15 protein-coding genes are annotated in these 15,509 nt (G+C 70.5%); 11 read left to right on the top strand and 4 right to left on the bottom strand.

Annotated features, from left to right (window positions below; genetic code table 11):
• The first annotated feature begins 94 nt into the window (after nucleotides 1–94).
• Both katG and VO99_RS05910 read left to right on the top strand, forming a co-directional pair.
• Nucleotides 95–2,308, top strand: coding sequence for a catalase/peroxidase HPI (katG, locus tag VO99_RS05905; protein ID WP_052736122.1), 2,214 nt, complete (start codon nucleotides 95–97; stop codon nucleotides 2,306–2,308).
• A complete protein-coding gene (locus VO99_RS05910; protein WP_046111907.1) occupies nucleotides 2,305–2,580 on the top strand; it encodes a DUF3253 domain-containing protein in 276 nt (91 codons plus the stop codon). Before katG ends, VO99_RS05910 begins: the two co-directional genes overlap by 4 nt.
• Before the next feature lie 134 nt (nucleotides 2,581–2,714).
• Here VO99_RS05910 and VO99_RS05915 read toward each other — a convergent pair whose 3' ends face one another.
• Complete coding sequence (locus tag VO99_RS05915; RefSeq protein WP_046111908.1) at nucleotides 2,715–3,065, bottom strand: nuclear transport factor 2 family protein; 351 nt, start codon at nucleotides 3,063–3,065, stop codon at nucleotides 2,715–2,717.
• A gap of 45 nt (nucleotides 3,066–3,110) precedes the next feature.
• Nucleotides 3,111–4,001, bottom strand: coding sequence for an oxidoreductase (locus VO99_RS05920; RefSeq protein ID WP_046112127.1), 891 nt, complete (start codon nucleotides 3,999–4,001; stop codon nucleotides 3,111–3,113).
• A gap of 155 nt (nucleotides 4,002–4,156) precedes the next feature.
• Here VO99_RS05920 and VO99_RS05925 point away from each other — a divergent pair, with 155 nt between their 5' ends.
• Nucleotides 4,157–5,140, top strand: coding sequence for a LysR family transcriptional regulator (locus VO99_RS05925; protein ID WP_046111909.1), 984 nt, complete (start codon nucleotides 4,157–4,159; stop codon nucleotides 5,138–5,140).
• On the opposite strand, the gene VO99_RS05930 is transcribed toward VO99_RS05925, so the two are convergent.
• Nucleotides 5,085–6,038 (bottom strand): LysR family transcriptional regulator, encoded by a 954-nt coding sequence (locus VO99_RS05930; RefSeq protein WP_046111910.1) that lies wholly within the window; start codon nucleotides 6,036–6,038, stop codon nucleotides 5,085–5,087. The two genes, VO99_RS05925 and VO99_RS05930, sit on opposite strands and share 56 nt — an antisense overlap.
• A gap of 160 nt (nucleotides 6,039–6,198) precedes the next feature.
• On the opposite strand from VO99_RS05930, the gene VO99_RS05935 reads away from it, so the two are divergent.
• Nucleotides 6,199–6,969 carry an SDR family oxidoreductase gene (locus VO99_RS05935; protein ID WP_046111911.1) on the top strand — a complete coding sequence of 257 codons (771 nt, stop codon included), beginning with the start codon at nucleotides 6,199–6,201 and terminating at the stop codon, nucleotides 6,967–6,969.
• 13 nt (nucleotides 6,970–6,982) lie between these two features.
• Here the strand turns inward: VO99_RS05935 and VO99_RS05940 are convergent, their stop codons facing one another.
• On the bottom strand, nucleotides 6,983–7,606 hold the full coding sequence (locus VO99_RS05940; RefSeq protein ID WP_046112128.1) for a DTW domain-containing protein: 624 nt from the start codon (nucleotides 7,604–7,606) through the stop codon (nucleotides 6,983–6,985).
• Nucleotides 7,607–7,805: 199 nt separating this feature from the next.
• Between VO99_RS05940 and VO99_RS05945 the strand changes: the two genes are divergently transcribed.
• From VO99_RS05945 to VO99_RS05975, 7 genes are read left to right on the top strand one after another with little or no spacing between them, the layout of a single operon-like run.
• Entirely contained in the window at nucleotides 7,806–9,407 is a 1,602-nt protein-coding gene (locus VO99_RS05945; RefSeq protein WP_375136383.1) for an ABC transporter substrate-binding protein, read from the top strand.
• A 25-nt stretch (nucleotides 9,408–9,432) separates the two neighbouring features.
• Complete coding sequence (locus VO99_RS05950; protein WP_046111913.1) at nucleotides 9,433–10,410, top strand: ABC transporter permease; 978 nt, start codon at nucleotides 9,433–9,435, stop codon at nucleotides 10,408–10,410.
• Nucleotides 10,407–11,327, top strand: a complete 921-nt coding sequence (locus tag VO99_RS05955) for an ABC transporter permease (protein ID WP_046111914.1) — start codon at nucleotides 10,407–10,409, stop codon at nucleotides 11,325–11,327. The genes VO99_RS05950 and VO99_RS05955 overlap by 4 nt, the downstream gene beginning before the upstream one ends.
• Complete coding sequence (locus tag VO99_RS05960) at nucleotides 11,324–12,325, top strand: ABC transporter ATP-binding protein (protein WP_375136380.1); 1,002 nt, start codon at nucleotides 11,324–11,326, stop codon at nucleotides 12,323–12,325. Before VO99_RS05955 ends, VO99_RS05960 begins: the two co-directional genes overlap by 4 nt.
• Nucleotides 12,318–13,376, top strand: a complete 1,059-nt coding sequence (locus tag VO99_RS05965) for an ABC transporter ATP-binding protein (RefSeq protein ID WP_046111916.1) — start codon at nucleotides 12,318–12,320, stop codon at nucleotides 13,374–13,376. The genes VO99_RS05960 and VO99_RS05965 overlap by 8 nt, the downstream gene beginning before the upstream one ends.
• Complete coding sequence (locus VO99_RS05970) at nucleotides 13,373–14,263, top strand: N-formylglutamate amidohydrolase (RefSeq protein ID WP_046111917.1); 891 nt, start codon at nucleotides 13,373–13,375, stop codon at nucleotides 14,261–14,263. The genes VO99_RS05965 and VO99_RS05970 overlap by 4 nt, the downstream gene beginning before the upstream one ends.
• A 5-nt stretch (nucleotides 14,264–14,268) precedes the next feature.
• The gene (locus VO99_RS05975; RefSeq protein WP_046112129.1) at nucleotides 14,269–15,498 is read left to right on the top strand and encodes a M20 aminoacylase family protein; all 1,230 of its coding nucleotides are present in this window, start codon (nucleotides 14,269–14,271) and stop codon (nucleotides 15,496–15,498) included.
• The last annotated feature ends 11 nt before the right edge of the window (nucleotides 15,499–15,509 follow it).

Below are 15,509 nucleotides of genomic sequence, written 5' to 3' on the forward strand. Positions count from 1 at the left end.
CTATCGCTCCCATCCATAGGGCCAATGGCGCGCCTGCACGCCAGCCCGTAACCTGCGCAGCGTCGATCACAGCCGTACGCAAGGAGATGTAGCAATGAGCGCTGAGACTGAAATGAAGTGCCCGGTGGCGCACGGACAAGCCGGCGGCGGCAAGCCGCGCCAGACGCGCACCAATGCCCATTGGTGGCCCGACCAGCTGAACCTGGGCGTGCTGCACCAGCATGCCAAGCTGGGCGACCCGATGCTGGAAGACTTCGACTACCGAAAGGAATTCCAGACGCTGGACCTGCAGGCCGTGATCGCCGACCTGCATGCCCTGATGACCGATTCGCAGGACTGGTGGCCGGCCGACTACGGCCACTACGGCCCCTTCTTCATCCGCATGGCCTGGCACTCGGCCGGCACCTACCGCATCTTCGATGGCCGCGGCGGCGCCCGCTCCGGCGAGCAGCGCTTCGCGCCGCTGAACAGCTGGCCCGACAACGGCAACCTGGACAAGGCCCGCCGGCTGCTGTGGCCCATCAAGCAGAAGTACGGCCGCAAGCTCTCCTGGGCCGACCTGATGATCCTGGCCGGCAACGTGGCCCTGGAGTCCATGGGCTTCAAGACCTTCGGCTTCGGCGGCGGCCGCGAGGACATCTGGGAGCCCCTGCCCATCGACTGGGGCCCGGAATCCACCTGGCTGGGCGACGAGCGCTACAGCGGCGAGCGCGAGCTGGCCAAGCCGCTGGCCGCGGTGCAGATGGGCCTGATCTACGTGAACCCCGAAGGCCCCAACGGCAAGCCCGACCCGGTGGGCTCGGCCCGCGACATCCGCGACACCTTCGCCCGCATGGCGATGGACGACTACGAGACCGTGGCCCTGGTGGCCGGCGGCCACACCTTCGGCAAGTGCCATGGCGCCGGCCCGGCCCACCATGTGGGCGCGGAGCCCGAAGGCGCCAACATCGAGGAGCTGGGCCTGGGCTGGAAGAGCGCCTACGAGTCCGGCATCGGCGCCCATGCCATCACCAGCGGCCTGGAAGGCGCCTGGACCGCCACGCCCACGAAGTGGGACATGAGCTACCTGGAAACGCTGTTCGGCTTCGACTGGGAGCTGACCACCAGCCCGGCCGGCGCCCACCAGTGGAAGCCGGTGGGCGACGCCGGCCGCAACGTGCCCGATGCCCACATCCCCGGCAAGCTGCACCAGCCGATGATGACCACCGCCGACCTGGCGCTGCGCTTCGACCCGGCCTACGAGAAGATCGCGCGCCACTTCCTGGCCAACCCGGCCGAGTTTGCCGACGCCTTCGCCCGCGCCTGGTTCAAGCTCACCCACCGCGACATGGGCCCGAAGGTGCGCTACCTGGGCCCGCTGGTGCCGCAGGAAGACCTGCTGTGGCAGGACCCGCTGCCGGCCAACACCGGCCCGGTGATCGACGCCGCCGACGTGGCCAAGCTGGAGCGCCAGATCCTCGACAGCGGCCTGACCACGGCGCAGTTGGTGAAGGCGGCATGGGCCTCGGCCAGCACCTTCCGCGGCAGCGACCTGCGCGGCGGCGCCAACGGCGCACGCATCCGCCTGGCGCCGCAGAAGGACTGGGAAGCCAACGACCCCACCGAGCTGGCGCAGGTGCTGTCGGTGCTGGAAGGCATCCAGGCCACCTTCAATGCGCAGGCCAGCGGTGGCAAGCGGGTGTCGATGGCCGACCTGATCGTGCTGGGCGGCAGCGCCGCCATCGAGCGTGCGGCCCGTGCCGCCGGCCACCAGGTCCAGGTGCGCTTCACCCCTGGCCGCACCGATGCCACGCTGGAGCAGACCGACGTCAACTCCTTCGAGGTGCTGGAGCCGGCGATCGACGGCTTCCGCAACTACATCAAGGCGGGCGGCCCGGCCAACGTGGCCAACGGCATCATCGACAAGGCCAACCTGCTGATGCTGACCCCGCCCGAGATGACGGCCCTGGTGGGCGGCCTGCGCTCGCTGGGCGCGACCAGCGGCAACGTGAGCCACGGCGTGCTGACCGACCGCCCCGGCACCCTGAGCGCGGACTTCTTCCGGAACCTGCTGGACATGCGCACCGCGTGGAAGCCGGTGGAAGGCCAGAAGCACCTGTTCGAAGGCACCGACCGCAAGACCGGCGAACGCCGCTGGACGGCCACGCTGGCCGACCTGATCTTCGGCAGCAATGCGCAGCTGCGCGCGCTGTCGGAGGTGTATGCCGCAGCCGACGGCGAAGCCCACTTCGTGCAGGACTTCGTCGAGGCCTGGGTCAAGGTGATGGAGCTGGACCGCTTCGACGTGCGCGGCCGCAGCGCCGCGTGAGCGCCCCCCAGGCCGGCGCCGTGACCGACGCAGCCATCGAGGACACCGTCTTCGGGCTGCTGTCGGCCCGCCGGCCGGGCGCCACCATCTGCCCTTCCGAGGTGGCGCGTGCCCTGGCGGCCGACGAGGCGGCCTGGCGCGCACTGATGCCCCGGGTGCGCCAGGTGGCGCAGGCGCTGGCCGAGGCCGGCCGCCTGCGCATCACCCGCGGCGGGCAGCCGGTGGATGCGCTGGAGGCCGGCGGGCCGGTGCGGCTCGGGCGTCCCGACTGACGCGCGCGACCTGCGCCGCCCTCAGAACCTGTGAATGAAGCGCAGCCATGGCTCGGGCTAGGGCGAACCTTCGCAGCGACGAGCCGGGTCGTCAGGGCGCGTCGAGCGGGCGTGAGTGGTGCCTTAACAGGTTCTCAGCCCTGCGGCACCACGAAGGCCTGCAGCTCGGCCAGCCGGCCATCACGCAGGCGCCAGACATCGCAATACGCATGCACGCTGGCCGTGCCGGCCTCGTCATGCAGGGTGATCTCGCCGATGGCGGCCAGCGTGTCGCCCTCGGCCACCATGCGGTCCACCTTGAATTCGGGCGGCCGCTGGTAGCTTTCCTTCATCCAGCGGCGCACGGCTTCCTTGCCTTGCAGCGTGCGGTCGCCGACGAACACCCAGCGGGTGTCTTCGGTGCACAGCGCGAGAAAACCTTCATGGTCGCCGCGGGAGATGGCGGCATTGGCCTGTTCCAGGACCTGCTTGTGGGGATGGCTCATGCCCGGCTTTTTAGGCGCAAGCCAAAGCCTGCGCCGCCGGTACGGTCACGCGGGGTCCAGCCGCCGCAGCAGCTCGGCGGGGATGCGCAGCGAAGCCGCCGCCAGGTTCTGCCGCAGATGGGCCACCGACGAGGTGCCCGGGATCAGCAGCAGGTTGGGCGAGCGCTGCAGCAGCCAGGCCAGCGCCAATTGCATCGGCGTGGCACCCAGCTCCGCGGCCACGGACGACAGCGCCTGCGACTGCAGCGGGCTGAAGCCGCCCAGCGGGAAGAACGGCACATAGGCCACGCCCTGCGCGGCCAGCGCATCGACCAGCGCGTCGTCCTGGCGATGCGCCAGGTTGTACATGTTCTGCACGCAGACGATCTCGCAGAAGCCGCGCGCCTCCTCCACCTGCGTTGCGGTGACGTTGCTCAGCCCGATGTGGCGCACGAGGCCCTGCTGCTGCAGCTGCGCCAGTGCCGCCAGCTGGGGCGCCAGCGAGCCTTCGGCCGCGCCGTGCACGGCCAGCATGCTGCGCAGGTTCACCACGTCCAGCACGTCCAGGCCCAGGTGGCGCAGGTTGTCGTGCACCTGCTGCACCAGCTCGGCCGGTGATTGCGCGGGCAGCCAGGAGGCATCGTCGCCGCGGCGCGCGCCCACCTTGGTGACGATGGTCAGCCCGTCCCGGTAGGGATGCAGCGCCTGCCGGATCAGCTGGTTGGTGACGTGCGGTCCGTAGAAGTCGCTGGTGTCGATGTGGTCCACGCCCAGCGCCACCGCTTCGCGCAGCACCGCGATGGCGGCTTCCGGCGAAGCCGGCGGGCCGAACACGCCGGGGCCGGCCAGCTGCATGGCGCCATAGCCGATGCGGGCGACGCGGCGGCTGCCCAGCGGAAAGCGGCCGGCCTGCTGCGCGGGAAGCGGGGCGACGTCGGCGGCGGTGGAGGTATTCATGGTGTTCATTGCGGAGTGCGGCCTGGGTGGATGAGCCGGCCGAAGCGCCGGTGTGAAACCACTGTAGGCAGCACCCGGGCGTGCGATAAGGTGGCCAGCGTCGCACGCCTCGTGCGAAAAACCGGACACACCGCAGCCCGCTGGAGCAGTACCCCATGGCGCCCCTTCCCGATCCCACCCCGCCTGCGCTGGAAGCCAGCGGCATCACCGAGCTGGGCGACCTGGCCACCTTCCTGAAGGTGGCGCGCGCCGGCGGCTTCCGCGAGGCGGCGCGCCAGGCGGGGCTCAGCGCCTCCGGCATGAGCGAGGCGGTGCGGCGGCTGGAAGCACGGCTGGGCGTGCGGCTGCTCCACCGCAGCACCCGCAGCGTGGCGCCCACCGAGGCCGGTGCCCGGCTGATGGAGCGCCTGGGCCCGGCGCTGGAGGAGGTGAATGCGGCGCTGGACGTGGTCAACGGCTTCCGCGACCGGCCGGCCGGCACGCTGCGGCTGAACGTGCCGATGAGCGCCGCCCGGCTGGTGCTGCCGGCCATCGTGCCGCCCTTCCTGCAGGCCTATCCCGATATCCGCCTGGAGGTGACGGTGGACGAGAGCTTCGTCGACGTGCTGGCCGCCGGCTGCGATGCCGGCATCCGCTACGAGGAGCGACTGGAGCGGGACATGATCGCCCTGCCCATCGGCCCGCGCCGCCAGCGCATCGCCACCGCCGCCTCGCCGGCCTACCTGGCCGAGCATGGCATGCCGCAGCATCCGCGCGAGCTGCTGCAGCATGCCTGCCTCCTGGGCCGCTTTCCCAGCGGCGCGGTGCCGCCCTGGACATTCGAGCGCGAGGGCGACACCGTGGTGGTGACGCCCGCCGGCCGGCTGGTGGTGCGCCTGGGCGGCGGGGTGGACCTGGCCATCGAGACGGCCGTGGCGGGCTGCGGCGTCATCCACATCTTCGAGGACTGGCTGCGCCCGCAGCTGGACAGCGGCGCGCTGGTGCCGGTGCTGCCCGACTGGTGGGTGAGCTTCGCCGGGCCCTTCCTGTACTACCCGGGCCGCCGGCACCTGCCCGCGCCGCTGCGGGCCTTCGTGGACTTCGTCAAGTCGCACCCGCCTGCCGCGCCAGCGCCCGCAGCTCGGCGGTCGGCAGGGTGAATGCCGTGCTGTCCTTAAGCCGCTGCACCGCGAAGTCGATGAACCTGCGCACCCGGCCGGGCAGGTTCCTGCGCTGGCCGTAGTAGACGTAGAAGCCCATGCGCTCGCTGACATGCGCCGTCAGCAGCGGCACCAGCGCACCGGCACGCAGCGGCGCGGCGGCATTGATGCTGTCCACCTGGCCGATGCCCAGCCCCGCGGCCACCGCCAGCATCTCGGCATCGGGGTCGCTGCAGCACAGCACCGGATGCATCGGCTGGAAGACGATCTCGCCCTTCACGTCGAACTCCCACGGCACCGCGCGGCCGGTGCCCGGCTGCCGGTAGCCGGTGCAGCGGTGCTTGAGCAGCTGCGGCAGCCGCCTTGGCGTGCCGTGCTGCGCCAGGTAGGCCGGCGCGGCGCACACGATCTGCTGGATGGAGAACAGCCGCCGCGCGATCACCTGCGCGCTGGGCGGATTGCCGGCGCGAAAGCCCACGTCGATGCGCTCGGCGATGCTGTCGGTCGCGCGGTCTTCCAGCAGCAGGTCGATCTCGATGCCGGGATGCTGCTGCGCAAAGTCCACCACCAGCGGCAGCAGCACCTTGCGCCCGGCCGAGCCGCCGGCGCTGATGCGGATCAGGCCCTCGTCATCGCGCACCGCGCTGCGGGCCCGGCTCACCGCGGCGGCCACGCCTTCCAGGCTGCTGCGCACGTCGGTGAACAGGCGCTCGCCTTCCTGGGTGAGCGAGATCTTGCGCGTGGTGCGGTGGAACAGCCGCACGCCCAGGTGCTGCTCCAGCGCCCGGATGCCCTTGCTCACCGCCTGCGGCGTGCTGCCCTGGGCCAGGGCTGCGCGGTTGAAGCTGCCCGCTTCGGCGGCACGGACGAAGGTGGTGATGGCCTTGAGCTGGTCCAACAGGCGTCTCCCGAGGTCGTGCGCATCGTAGCAAGGCTGCACGGATTGACAACCGATGGTTGCCGGTGTTGTTGCCGCTGCCGGCCTACCGGGGCCAGGGTGCGCTGCCTAGAGTGACCCCTGTCGATTCCCCGACTGCACTACCTGAAAGGAAAACCGCATGTCCTCCCTCACCCAAGACCTGGCAGGCCGCACGGCCGTCATCACCGGTGCTTCCAGCGGCATGGGCCGCGCCAGTGCCCTGTTGCTGGCCGCACGCGGCGCCCGCGTGGCGCTGCTGGCCCGCCGGCAGGCCGCGCTGGACGAGGTGGCCGCGCAGATCGGCCGCGATGGCGGCCAGGCGCTGGCCATCGCTACCGACGTCACCGATGCCGCCTCGGTGCAGGCCGCCGCCGAGCGGGTGGCCGCCGAGTTCGGCGGTGCCGACCTGGTGTTCAACAACGCGGGCGTGATGCTGCCCGGGGCCATCGAGTCGCAGCCCTTCGCGCAATGGCAGCAGCAGATCGACCTCAACATCACCGCGGTGATGCGCGTGATCCATGCCTTCCTGCCGCAGCTGCAGCAGGCGGCCGCGCAGGGCCGGGTGGCCGACCTCATCAACACCTCCTCCATTGCCGGCCAGTACGTCTACAGCTACTTCGCGGTGTACTCGGCCACCAAGGCCTATGTGAGCCACCTCACCCGCCAGCTGCGCACGGAGCTGGGGCCGAAGGACATCCGCGTGTCCATGCTGGAGCCCGGCATCACCGACACCGAGCTGCAGGGCCACTTCACCTTCCAGGGCGCCACCGACTGGATCGCCCAGGCGCGCCAGAACATGGAGTTCCTGAAGGCGGAGGACGTGGCGCGGGTGGTGGCCTTCCTGGCCGCGCAGCCGCGGCATGTGAACCTGCAGCAGGTGGTGCTGATGCCCACCCGCGAAGGCCTGTGAATCGCACCGGTGGCTAATTCGCTGCCTGCGGTCGGCCGGGCCGCTGGCGGGCCGCCACGCCGGCGACGAAGTGGCCGAAGGCCTCCAGCAGCGGCGTGGCCTCGAAGCCCGGGCCTTCCAGCATCGCCAGGGCCTGCACCGTCGCTTCCAGCGTCGAGACCTGGTCGGGTCGCCGCGCGGCGCGGATGGCACGGTAGCGGGTGGGCCCCGGTGCCTGCAGCGCCAGCCGTGGCAGCGCGGCAAGCGCGGGATGGTCCAGCAGCAGCCGCAGGCTCTTGCGCCAGGTGGCGTCGATCACCACCAGCCGCAGCCGCCGCCCGGGGCCTGCCTCGGCGCCAGCACGAAGGGCCGGCGGCGCCGGCGCCAGCGGCACGTCGGGATAGAGCAGCAGCGTCTGCTGCCCGGGGCGATGCAGCAGGGCCTGCAGCGTGGCCGGCGAGAAGCATTCGCCGACCACCACCTCGCAGCGCGCCAGCGACAGGCGCAGCAGCGCCACGCTGTTCTTGGCCTGCCGCAGCTCCTGCGGATGCTGCAGCACCAGGACGTCGGTGCGGTGCGCCGTGGGCCGCGCCAGCGCGCACAGGCAGGTGGCCTGCGGGCGCAGGCAGCGCCGGCAGGCAGCACGGCAGCGGGGCAAGGGGGCATCGTTCACCCGCGCATGCTCGCATGCGCACGGGGCGGGGGATGGCCGCGCCACCCACCACGCTTGTCTAGGCAAGCGGCCCGCATCGCGCGTCGGCACGGCGGCCGCGGCATCGCGGTAAACCACAGTGCCCGCTGGTGCGCGAATTGCTTACCCTGGACGCTCATCGCCACGGACGGAAGTTCTCATGCCCATGCGCTCACAGCGACCCGCCTTCACCCTGGCGGCCGCCGCCACCTTGTCCGCCCTCCTGGCCTGGGGCGCGCCCGCCCTGGCACGCGACCTGGTGGTGGCCCTGAAGACGGAGCCCACCTCGATGGACCCGCAGTACCACGCGCTCACGCCCAACATCCAGCTGTCACAGACCCTGCTCGATCCGCTGGTGTGCCCCGACGCCGAGCTGGCGCCCAAGCCCTGCCTGGCGGAATCCTGGAGCGCGGAGGGCAGCACCTGGACATTCAAGCTGCGGCCCAACGTCAAGTTCTCCGACGGCACGCCCTTCACCTCGGCCGACGTGGTGTTCAGCTTCGAGCGCGTGCCCAAGGTGCCCAACAGCCCGTCGTCGTTCAACATCTACCTGCAGCAGGTCAGCAAGGTGGAGGCCGTGGACCCGCTGACCGTGCGCATCACCACGGTCAAGCCCTATCCGCTGGTGCCCATCAACCTGACCGGCCTGCCCATCCTGTCGGCCAAGGCCGCGAGCGGCGCCGCACCGGAAGGCAAGACCACCACCGAGATGAACGCCGGCACTGGCCTGGTAGGCGCAGGCCCGTACCGCTTCGTGTCCTGGAAGCGCGGCAGCGAGATCGTCTTCGAGCGCAACCCGCACTATTGGGGCCCCAAGCCCGCCTGGGACCGCGTGGTGTACCGGCCGATCACCAATCCCGCGGCGCGCGTGGCGGCGCTGCTGGCCGGCGACGTGGACCTGGTGGAAGACCCGCCCACCGACGACCTGGCGCGGCTGCAGAAGGACCCCAAGCTCAATGTCGTCACCAAGCCGTCGAACCGCGTGATCTACGTGGCGCTGGACCAGCACGGGGACCAGACGCCCGGCATCACCGGCGCGGACGGCAAGCCGCTGGCGCGCAATCCGCTGCGTGACAAGCGGGTGCGTGAAGCGCTGTCGCTGGCCATCGACCGCAAGGCCCTGGTGGACCGCATCATGGGCGGCGTGGCCACGCCGGCCGCGCAGCTGCTGCCCTACCCGATGCTGGGCGCCAGCCCCAACCTGACGCAGGCACCGAAGGCGGACGTCGAGAAGGCCAAGGCGCTGCTGAAGGAGGCGGGCCACCCCGATGGCTTCAACCTGGTGCTCGGCGCACCCAATGGCCGCTACATCAACGACAGCAAGGTGGCACAGACGCTGGCCGCGATGTGGACTCGCATCGGCGTGAAGACCACGATCGACAGCAACGCGCCGCCAGTGTTCTTCAAGAACCGCGACAGCCATGCCTACAGCGCCTACCTGGCGGGCTGGGGCACCGCCACCGGCGAGATGTCCAACACGCTGAACTCGCTGCTGGTCACGCCCAACAAGGAAAAGGGCGTGGGCACCACCAACCGCAGCCGCTATTCCAACCTGGAGATGGACCGCCTGGTGGAGGCCTCGGCCGCGGTGATGGACAGCAGCAAGCGCGGTGCGCTGCTGGCCAAGGCCAGCGAGCTGGCGATGGCCGATTTCGCGATGCTGCCGGTGCACTTCGAGCATTCGGTCTGGGCCATGAAGAAGGGCCTCGCCTTCACCGGCCGCGCCGACCAGATGACCATGGTGCAGTACGTGACGCCGGCCAAGTAGGCCGCCGCACGCAGTCGCAGTTTCCATGCTGGCGTACATCATCCGCCGCCTGATGCAGGCGGTGCTGGTCATGGCCGTGATGTCGGGCCTGGTCTTCGTCGGCCTCTACGTGGTGGGCGATCCGGTCTCGATGATGGCCAGCCCCGAGGCCACCGAGCTCGACCGCGAGGCCATCCGGCAATCCTTCGGCCTGGACAAGCCGCTGTGGCAGCAGTACGCGATCTTCATGTCGCATGCGGTGCGGCTGGACTTCGGCAAGAGCTTCCTCACCGGCCAGCCGGCGATGGGGCTGATCCTGGAGCGCATGCCGGCCACGCTGGAGCTGGCCATCGTCTCGATGCTGCTGGCGGTGGCGGTGGGCGTGCCGCTGGGCATCTGGGCCGGCCTCAAGCCGCGGGCAGTGAGCAGCCGCGCCATCATGACCGGCTCCGTGCTGGGCTTCTCGCTGCCCGGCTTCTGGGTGGGGCTGATGCTCATCATGGTGTTCGCGGTCACGCTGGGCTGGCTGCCGGCCAGCGGCCGCGGCCGCACGGTGATGGTGGGCCCGCTGGACCTGAGCGTGCTCACGCTGGACGGTTGGCAGCGGCTGGTGCTGCCGGCGCTCACCATCGCCTTCACCAAGGCCGCGCTCATCATCCGCGTGACCCGCGCCGCCACCCGCGAGGCGCTGCCGATGGACTACATCAAGTTCGCGCGGGCCAAGGGCCTGGCCTGGGGCCGCATCCTGAAGGTGCACCTGCTGAAGAACATCATGATCCCCATCGTCACCGTGGGCGGGCTGGAGTTCGGGCAGGTGGTGGCCTTCGCGGTGGTCACCGAGACCATCTTCGCCTGGCCCGGCATGGGCAAGCTGCTGCTCGATTCGATCATCACGCTGGACCGCCCGGTGGTGGTGGCCTACCTCATCCTGATCGTCTTCTTCCTGGTGATGCTGAACCTGATCGTGGACATCCTCTATTCGGTGCTGGACCCGCGGGTTCGGCTGCAGGCGGCCAAGGCATGACGCACGCCGTCATCACCGACACGCCGGCCGCGCTGCCGCCGCCGGAAACGCCGTGGCAGCGCCTGCGCCGTGAGTTCATGGCCAGCAAGCTGGCGATGTTCGGCCTGCTGCTGCTGTTGCTGGCGGTGGGCGCCGCGGTGCTGGCGCCGTGGATCTCGCCGCAGAACCCCTACGACATCGGCAAGCTCGACATCTTCGATTCCAAGCTGCCGCCCGGCAGCGCGGCGGCCGATGGCAGCATCACCTACTGGCTGGGCACCGACGGCCAGGCGCGCGACCTGCTCTCGGCCATCTTCTACGGCCTGCGCACCAGCCTGCTGGTCAGCGGCGTGTCGGTGGCCGCGGCGCTGGCCATCGGCAGCGTGGCGGGGCTGGCGGCGGCCTACTTCGGCGGCTGGATCGATGCACTGGTGATGCGCATCGTCGACATCCAGCTCTCGTTCCCCGCCATCCTGGTGGCGCTGATCCTGCTGGCGGTGCTGGGCAAGGGCGTGGACAAGGTCATCATCGCCCTCATCGTGGTGCAGTGGGCCTACTTCGCCCGCGCGGCCCGCGGCGCGGCACTGGTGGAGCGCAGCAAGGAATACGTGGAGGCTGCGCAGTGCATGTCGCTGGGCTGGCGCCGCGTGCTGCTGCGCCACATGCTGCCCAACTGCATGCCGCCGCTGATCGTCATCGCCACCATCGACCTGGCACATGCCATCGCGCTGGAATCCACGCTGTCCTTCCTGGGCGTGGGCGTGCCGGTGACCGAGCCCTCGCTCGGCATGCTGATCGCCAACGGCTTCGAGTTCCTGCTGTCGGGCCACTACTGGATCTCGTTCTTCCCCGGCATCGCGCTGGCGCTCAGCATCGTCGGCATCAACCTGGTGGGCGACCACCTGCGGGACGTGCTCAACCCGCACAACGCGCATTGAACGCCGTGGCCAGCAAGCTCCCCAACAACCCGGTGCTGCGCATCGAAGGCCTGAAGACCCACTTCTTCACCCACGGCGGGGTGGTGAAGGCGGTGGACGGCGTGGACCTGGCGGTGAACGCCGGCGAGATCCTCGGCCTCGTCGGCGAATCCGGCTCGGGCAAGACGATCACCGGCTTTTCCATCATCGGCCTGATCGACCCGCCGGGCCGCATCGTCGAGGGCCGCATCGCCTACCTGGGCGAGGACCTGGCGCAGGCCGGCGAGCAGCGGCTGCAGCAGGTGCGCGGCAAGGAGATCGCGATGATCTTCCAGGACCCGATGATGACGCTCAACCCGGTGCTGCGGGTGGACACGCAGATGGTGGAAGCCATCCACGCGCACGAGAAGGTGAGCGCCGCCGCGGCCCGCGCCCGGGCCCGCGATGCGCTGGCGATGGTGGGCATCGCCGCACCGGAGGAACGCCTGCTGGCCTATCCGCACCAGCTCTCGGGCGGCATGCGCCAGCGGGTGGCCATCGCCATCGCGCTGCTCAACCAGCCGCGGCTCATCATCGCCGACGAGCCCACCACCGCGCTGGACGTCACCATCCAGGCGCAGATCCTGTTCGAGGTGCAGAAGCTGTGCCGCGAGACCGGCACTGCACTGGTGTGGATCACCCACGACCTGGCCGTCATCAGCAGCCTGGCCGACCGCATCGCGGTGATGTACGCCGGCCGCATCGTGGAGGCCGGCACGGCGCAGCAGGTGATCGGCAGCCCGACGCATCCGTACACGCAGGGCCTGATCGATTCCATTCCCACACGCCAGACCCACGGCACGCTGCTGCGCCAGATACCCGGCATGACGCCTTCATTGCTGCACCTGCCCACCGGCTGCGCCTTCCGGCCGCGCTGCGGGCGGGCCGACGCGGCCTGCACCCAGGTGCCGGCCATCGTGCCGCAGCCCTCGGGCGCGCACACCCGCTGCTGGCATCCGCTGGAGGCCGCACATGTCTAGGCAAGTCGAGGCCGGCGACGCCGCGCCGCTGATCAGCCTGCGCGGCATCGACAAGCGCTTCACCCGGCCGGTGGACCTGGCCGGGCGCATCGCCAACCTGCTGGGCGCCCGCCACACGCCCGCGGTGGTGCATGCGGTCAGCGGCGTCGACCTGGACGTGCAGGCCGGCGAGGTGATCGGCATCGTCGGCGAATCGGGCTGCGGCAAGTCCACGCTGGGCCGCATCGTGGCCGGCATCAACCCGCCCAGCGCCGGCACCGTGCGCTACCAGGGCCAGCCGGTGGAAACCCTGCCGCGCGCCGAGCGCCGCGCCTACGAGCTGGGCGTGCAGATGATCTTCCAGAACCCGATGGCCTCGCTGAATCCACGCATGCGGGTGCTGGACATCATCGGCGAGGCGCCGGTGGTGCACGGCATCGTGCGCCCGTCGGAGAAGGCGGCCTACGTCGGCAGCCTGATGCGCCAGGTGGGCCTGGACCCCGACTATGCGCAGCGCTATCCGCACCAGTTCTCGGGCGGCCAGCGGCAGCGCATCGGCATTGCCCGCGCGCTGGCGCTCAAGCCGCGGGCCATCGTGTGCGATGAGGCGGTGGCCGCGCTGGACGTGTCCATCCAGGCGCAGGTGCTGAACCTGTTCACCGAGCTGCGGCGCGAGTTCGACCTGACCTACCTGTTCATCAGCCACAACCTGGGCGTGGTGGGCCACATCGCCGACCGCGTGGTGATCATGTACCTGGGCCGCATCGTGGAAGTGGCGCCCACCGACACGGTGTTCAACCGGCCCAACCATCCTTATACCCAGGCGCTGCTGTCGGAGCTGCCCACGCTGGACACCACCCGCCGGGTGTACAAGCCCATCCAGGGCGAGCTGCCCTCGCCGCTGGCACCGCCCTCGGGCTGTGCCTTCCATCCGCGCTGCCCGCATGCGATGCCCCGCTGCAGCACCGAGCGCCCGGCGCTCAAGACCCTCTCGGCCGGCCACACCAGCGCCTGCCACCTGAACGACCTCACGCAACCCATCACCGTGCACACCCAAGCCGTTCCTGCATGACCTCACGCGCAGTTCCCCACGCCGCCACGCCCTTCGATCCCTTCGCGCTGCAGCGGCCCACCGCCGAGCCGCTGCCGCTGATCGCCGATTCGCCGCACAGCGGCCTGAAGTACCCGGCCGACTTCGGCTACGCCCTGCCCTTCGACGAACTGCGCGCGGGCGAGGACACCGACGTCGACGTGCTGTGGCAGGCCTTGCCCGCGGTGGGCGGCACGCTGCTGGCGGCCGAGTTCCCGCGCAGCTACATCGACCCCAACCGCGACGCCGCCGACCTGGACGCCGCGCTGCTCGACGGCCCCTGGCCCGGCGAGCTGAAGCCCAGCGAGAAGACGCGGCTGGGCATCGGCCTCGTCTGGCGCGATGCCGGCCACGACGGCCGCCAGCCGATCTACAGCCGCAAGCTCAGCGTGGCCGAGGTTCAGGCCCGCATCGCCACCTACCACGCGCCCTACCAGCGCACGCTGCTCGAAGAGATCGAGCAGGCCTTCCAGCGGCATGGCGCGGTGTGGCACCTGAACCTGCATTCGATGCCGGCCAATTCGTACGAAGGCCTGCAGATCCAGACCGACAAGCCGCTGGCCGACGTGGTGCTGGGCAACCACGACGGCCGCACCTGCAGCGAGGAGTTCACGCAGCTGGTGGCCGAGGCGATGCGCCGGCGCGGCCTGGGCGTGGCCTTCAACGACCCGTTCAAGGGCGTGGCCCTGATCGCCCGCATCGGCCGGCCGGCCGAGCGCCGCCACAGCCTGCAGATCGAGCTGCACCGCGGCCTGTACATGAACGAAGCCACCCGCGAGCGCAGTGCCGGTTTTCCGGCGCTGCAGCAAGCCCTGGGCGGCGTGGCGGCCGAACTGGCCGACTACGTGCGCCAGCAGACCAGAGGATGAACACGATGAGCGAGACCCTGACCGAAGACACCGGCGTGATCGACGCCATCCGCAGCGAAGTGCCGGCGATGACGGCGCTGCGCCGCGACATCCATGCCCACCCGGAGCTGGCCTTCCAGGAGACGCGCACCGCCGACCTGGTGGCCGCCAAGCTGGCCTCCTGGGGCATCGAGGTGCACCGCGGCCTGGGCAAGACCGGCGTGGTGGGCGTGCTGCACGGCAGCCGCGGCCCGGGCGGCCGTGCCATCGGCGTGCGCGCCGACATGGATGCGCTGCCGATGCCCGAGCACAACCGCTTCGCGCATGCTTCGCTCAACCCGGGGCGCATGCATGGCTGCGGCCACGATGGCCACACCGCGATGCTGCTGGGCGCGGCGCAGTACCTGGCGACGCACCGGGATTTCGAGGGCACGGTGAACTTCATTTTCCAGCCGGCGGAAGAAGGCGGCAACGCCGGCGCCAAGGCGATGATGGCCGACGGCCTGTTCGAGCGCTTCCCCTGCGACGAGGTCTACGGCGTGCACAACATGCCGGGCGCGCCGGTGGGCACCTTCTCGTTCCGCAAGGGCGCGATGATGGCCTCGAGCAACCGCTTCGACATCGTCGTGCGCGGCACCGGCGGCCATGCGGCCATGCCGCAGAAGGGGGTCGACCCGATCGTCATCGCGGCCGAGATGGTGGGCGTGCTGCAGACGGTGATCTCGCGCACCAAGTCGCCGATCGACACCGCGGTGCTCAGCGTCACCCAGATGCATGCGGGCGATGCCTACAACGTGATTCCGGACGAGGCGGTGCTGCGCGGCACGGTGCGCACCTTCAGCATCGAGGTGCTGGACCTGATCGAGGACCAGATGCGCCGCATCGCCGAGACGCTGCCGCAGGTGTACGGCGCCACCGGCGAGCTGAAGTTCGTGCGGGCCTACCCGCCGCTGGTGAACTGGCCGGCGCCCACCGACTTCGCGGCCGACGTGGCCACCGAGGTGTTCGGTGCCGCCAAGGTGCTGCGCGAGGCGCCGCCGGTGGCGGGAGCCGAAGACTTCTCCTTCTTCCTGGAGCAGGTGCCGGGCAGCTACTGCTTCATCGGCAACGGCAACGGCGAGCACCGCGAGGCCACCTACCACGGCATGGGACCGTGCGAGCTGCACAACCCCAGCTACGACTTCAACGACGCGCTGCTGCCCATCGGCTCCACCTACTGGGTGAAGCTGGTGCAGGCCTTCTTCCGGCGCGGCTGAGCGGGCGGCCC

It is taken from the genome of Aquincola tertiaricarbonis (genome assembly GCF_000969605.1).
Lineage (GTDB): Bacteria > Pseudomonadota > Gammaproteobacteria > Burkholderiales > Burkholderiaceae_C > Aquincola > Aquincola tertiaricarbonis.

Bases quoted from the DNA above. Each gene is read 5' to 3' on its own strand.
- katG (WP_052736122.1), top strand. From the start codon at position 95: ATGAGCGCTGAGACTGAAATGAAGTGCCCGGTGGCGCACGGACAAGCC.
- VO99_RS05915 (WP_046111908.1), bottom strand. From the start codon at position 3,065: ATGAGCCATCCCCACAAGCAGGTCCTGGAACAGGCCAATGCCGCCATC.
- VO99_RS05920 (WP_046112127.1), bottom strand. From the start codon at position 4,001: ATGAATACCTCCACCGCCGCCGACGTCGCCCCGCTTCCCGCGCAGCAG.
- VO99_RS05925 (WP_046111909.1), top strand. From the start codon at position 4,157: ATGGCGCCCCTTCCCGATCCCACCCCGCCTGCGCTGGAAGCCAGCGGC.
- VO99_RS05935 (WP_046111911.1), top strand. From the start codon at position 6,199: ATGTCCTCCCTCACCCAAGACCTGGCAGGCCGCACGGCCGTCATCACC.
- VO99_RS05945 (WP_375136383.1), top strand. From the start codon at position 7,806: ATGCGCTCACAGCGACCCGCCTTCACCCTGGCGGCCGCCGCCACCTTG.
- VO99_RS05950 (WP_046111913.1), top strand. From the start codon at position 9,433: ATGCTGGCGTACATCATCCGCCGCCTGATGCAGGCGGTGCTGGTCATG.
- VO99_RS05955 (WP_046111914.1), top strand. From the start codon at position 10,407: ATGACGCACGCCGTCATCACCGACACGCCGGCCGCGCTGCCGCCGCCG.
- VO99_RS05965 (WP_046111916.1), top strand. From the start codon at position 12,318: ATGTCTAGGCAAGTCGAGGCCGGCGACGCCGCGCCGCTGATCAGCCTG.
- VO99_RS05970 (WP_046111917.1), top strand. From the start codon at position 13,373: ATGACCTCACGCGCAGTTCCCCACGCCGCCACGCCCTTCGATCCCTTC.
- VO99_RS05975 (WP_046112129.1), top strand. From the start codon at position 14,269: ATGAGCGAGACCCTGACCGAAGACACCGGCGTGATCGACGCCATCCGC.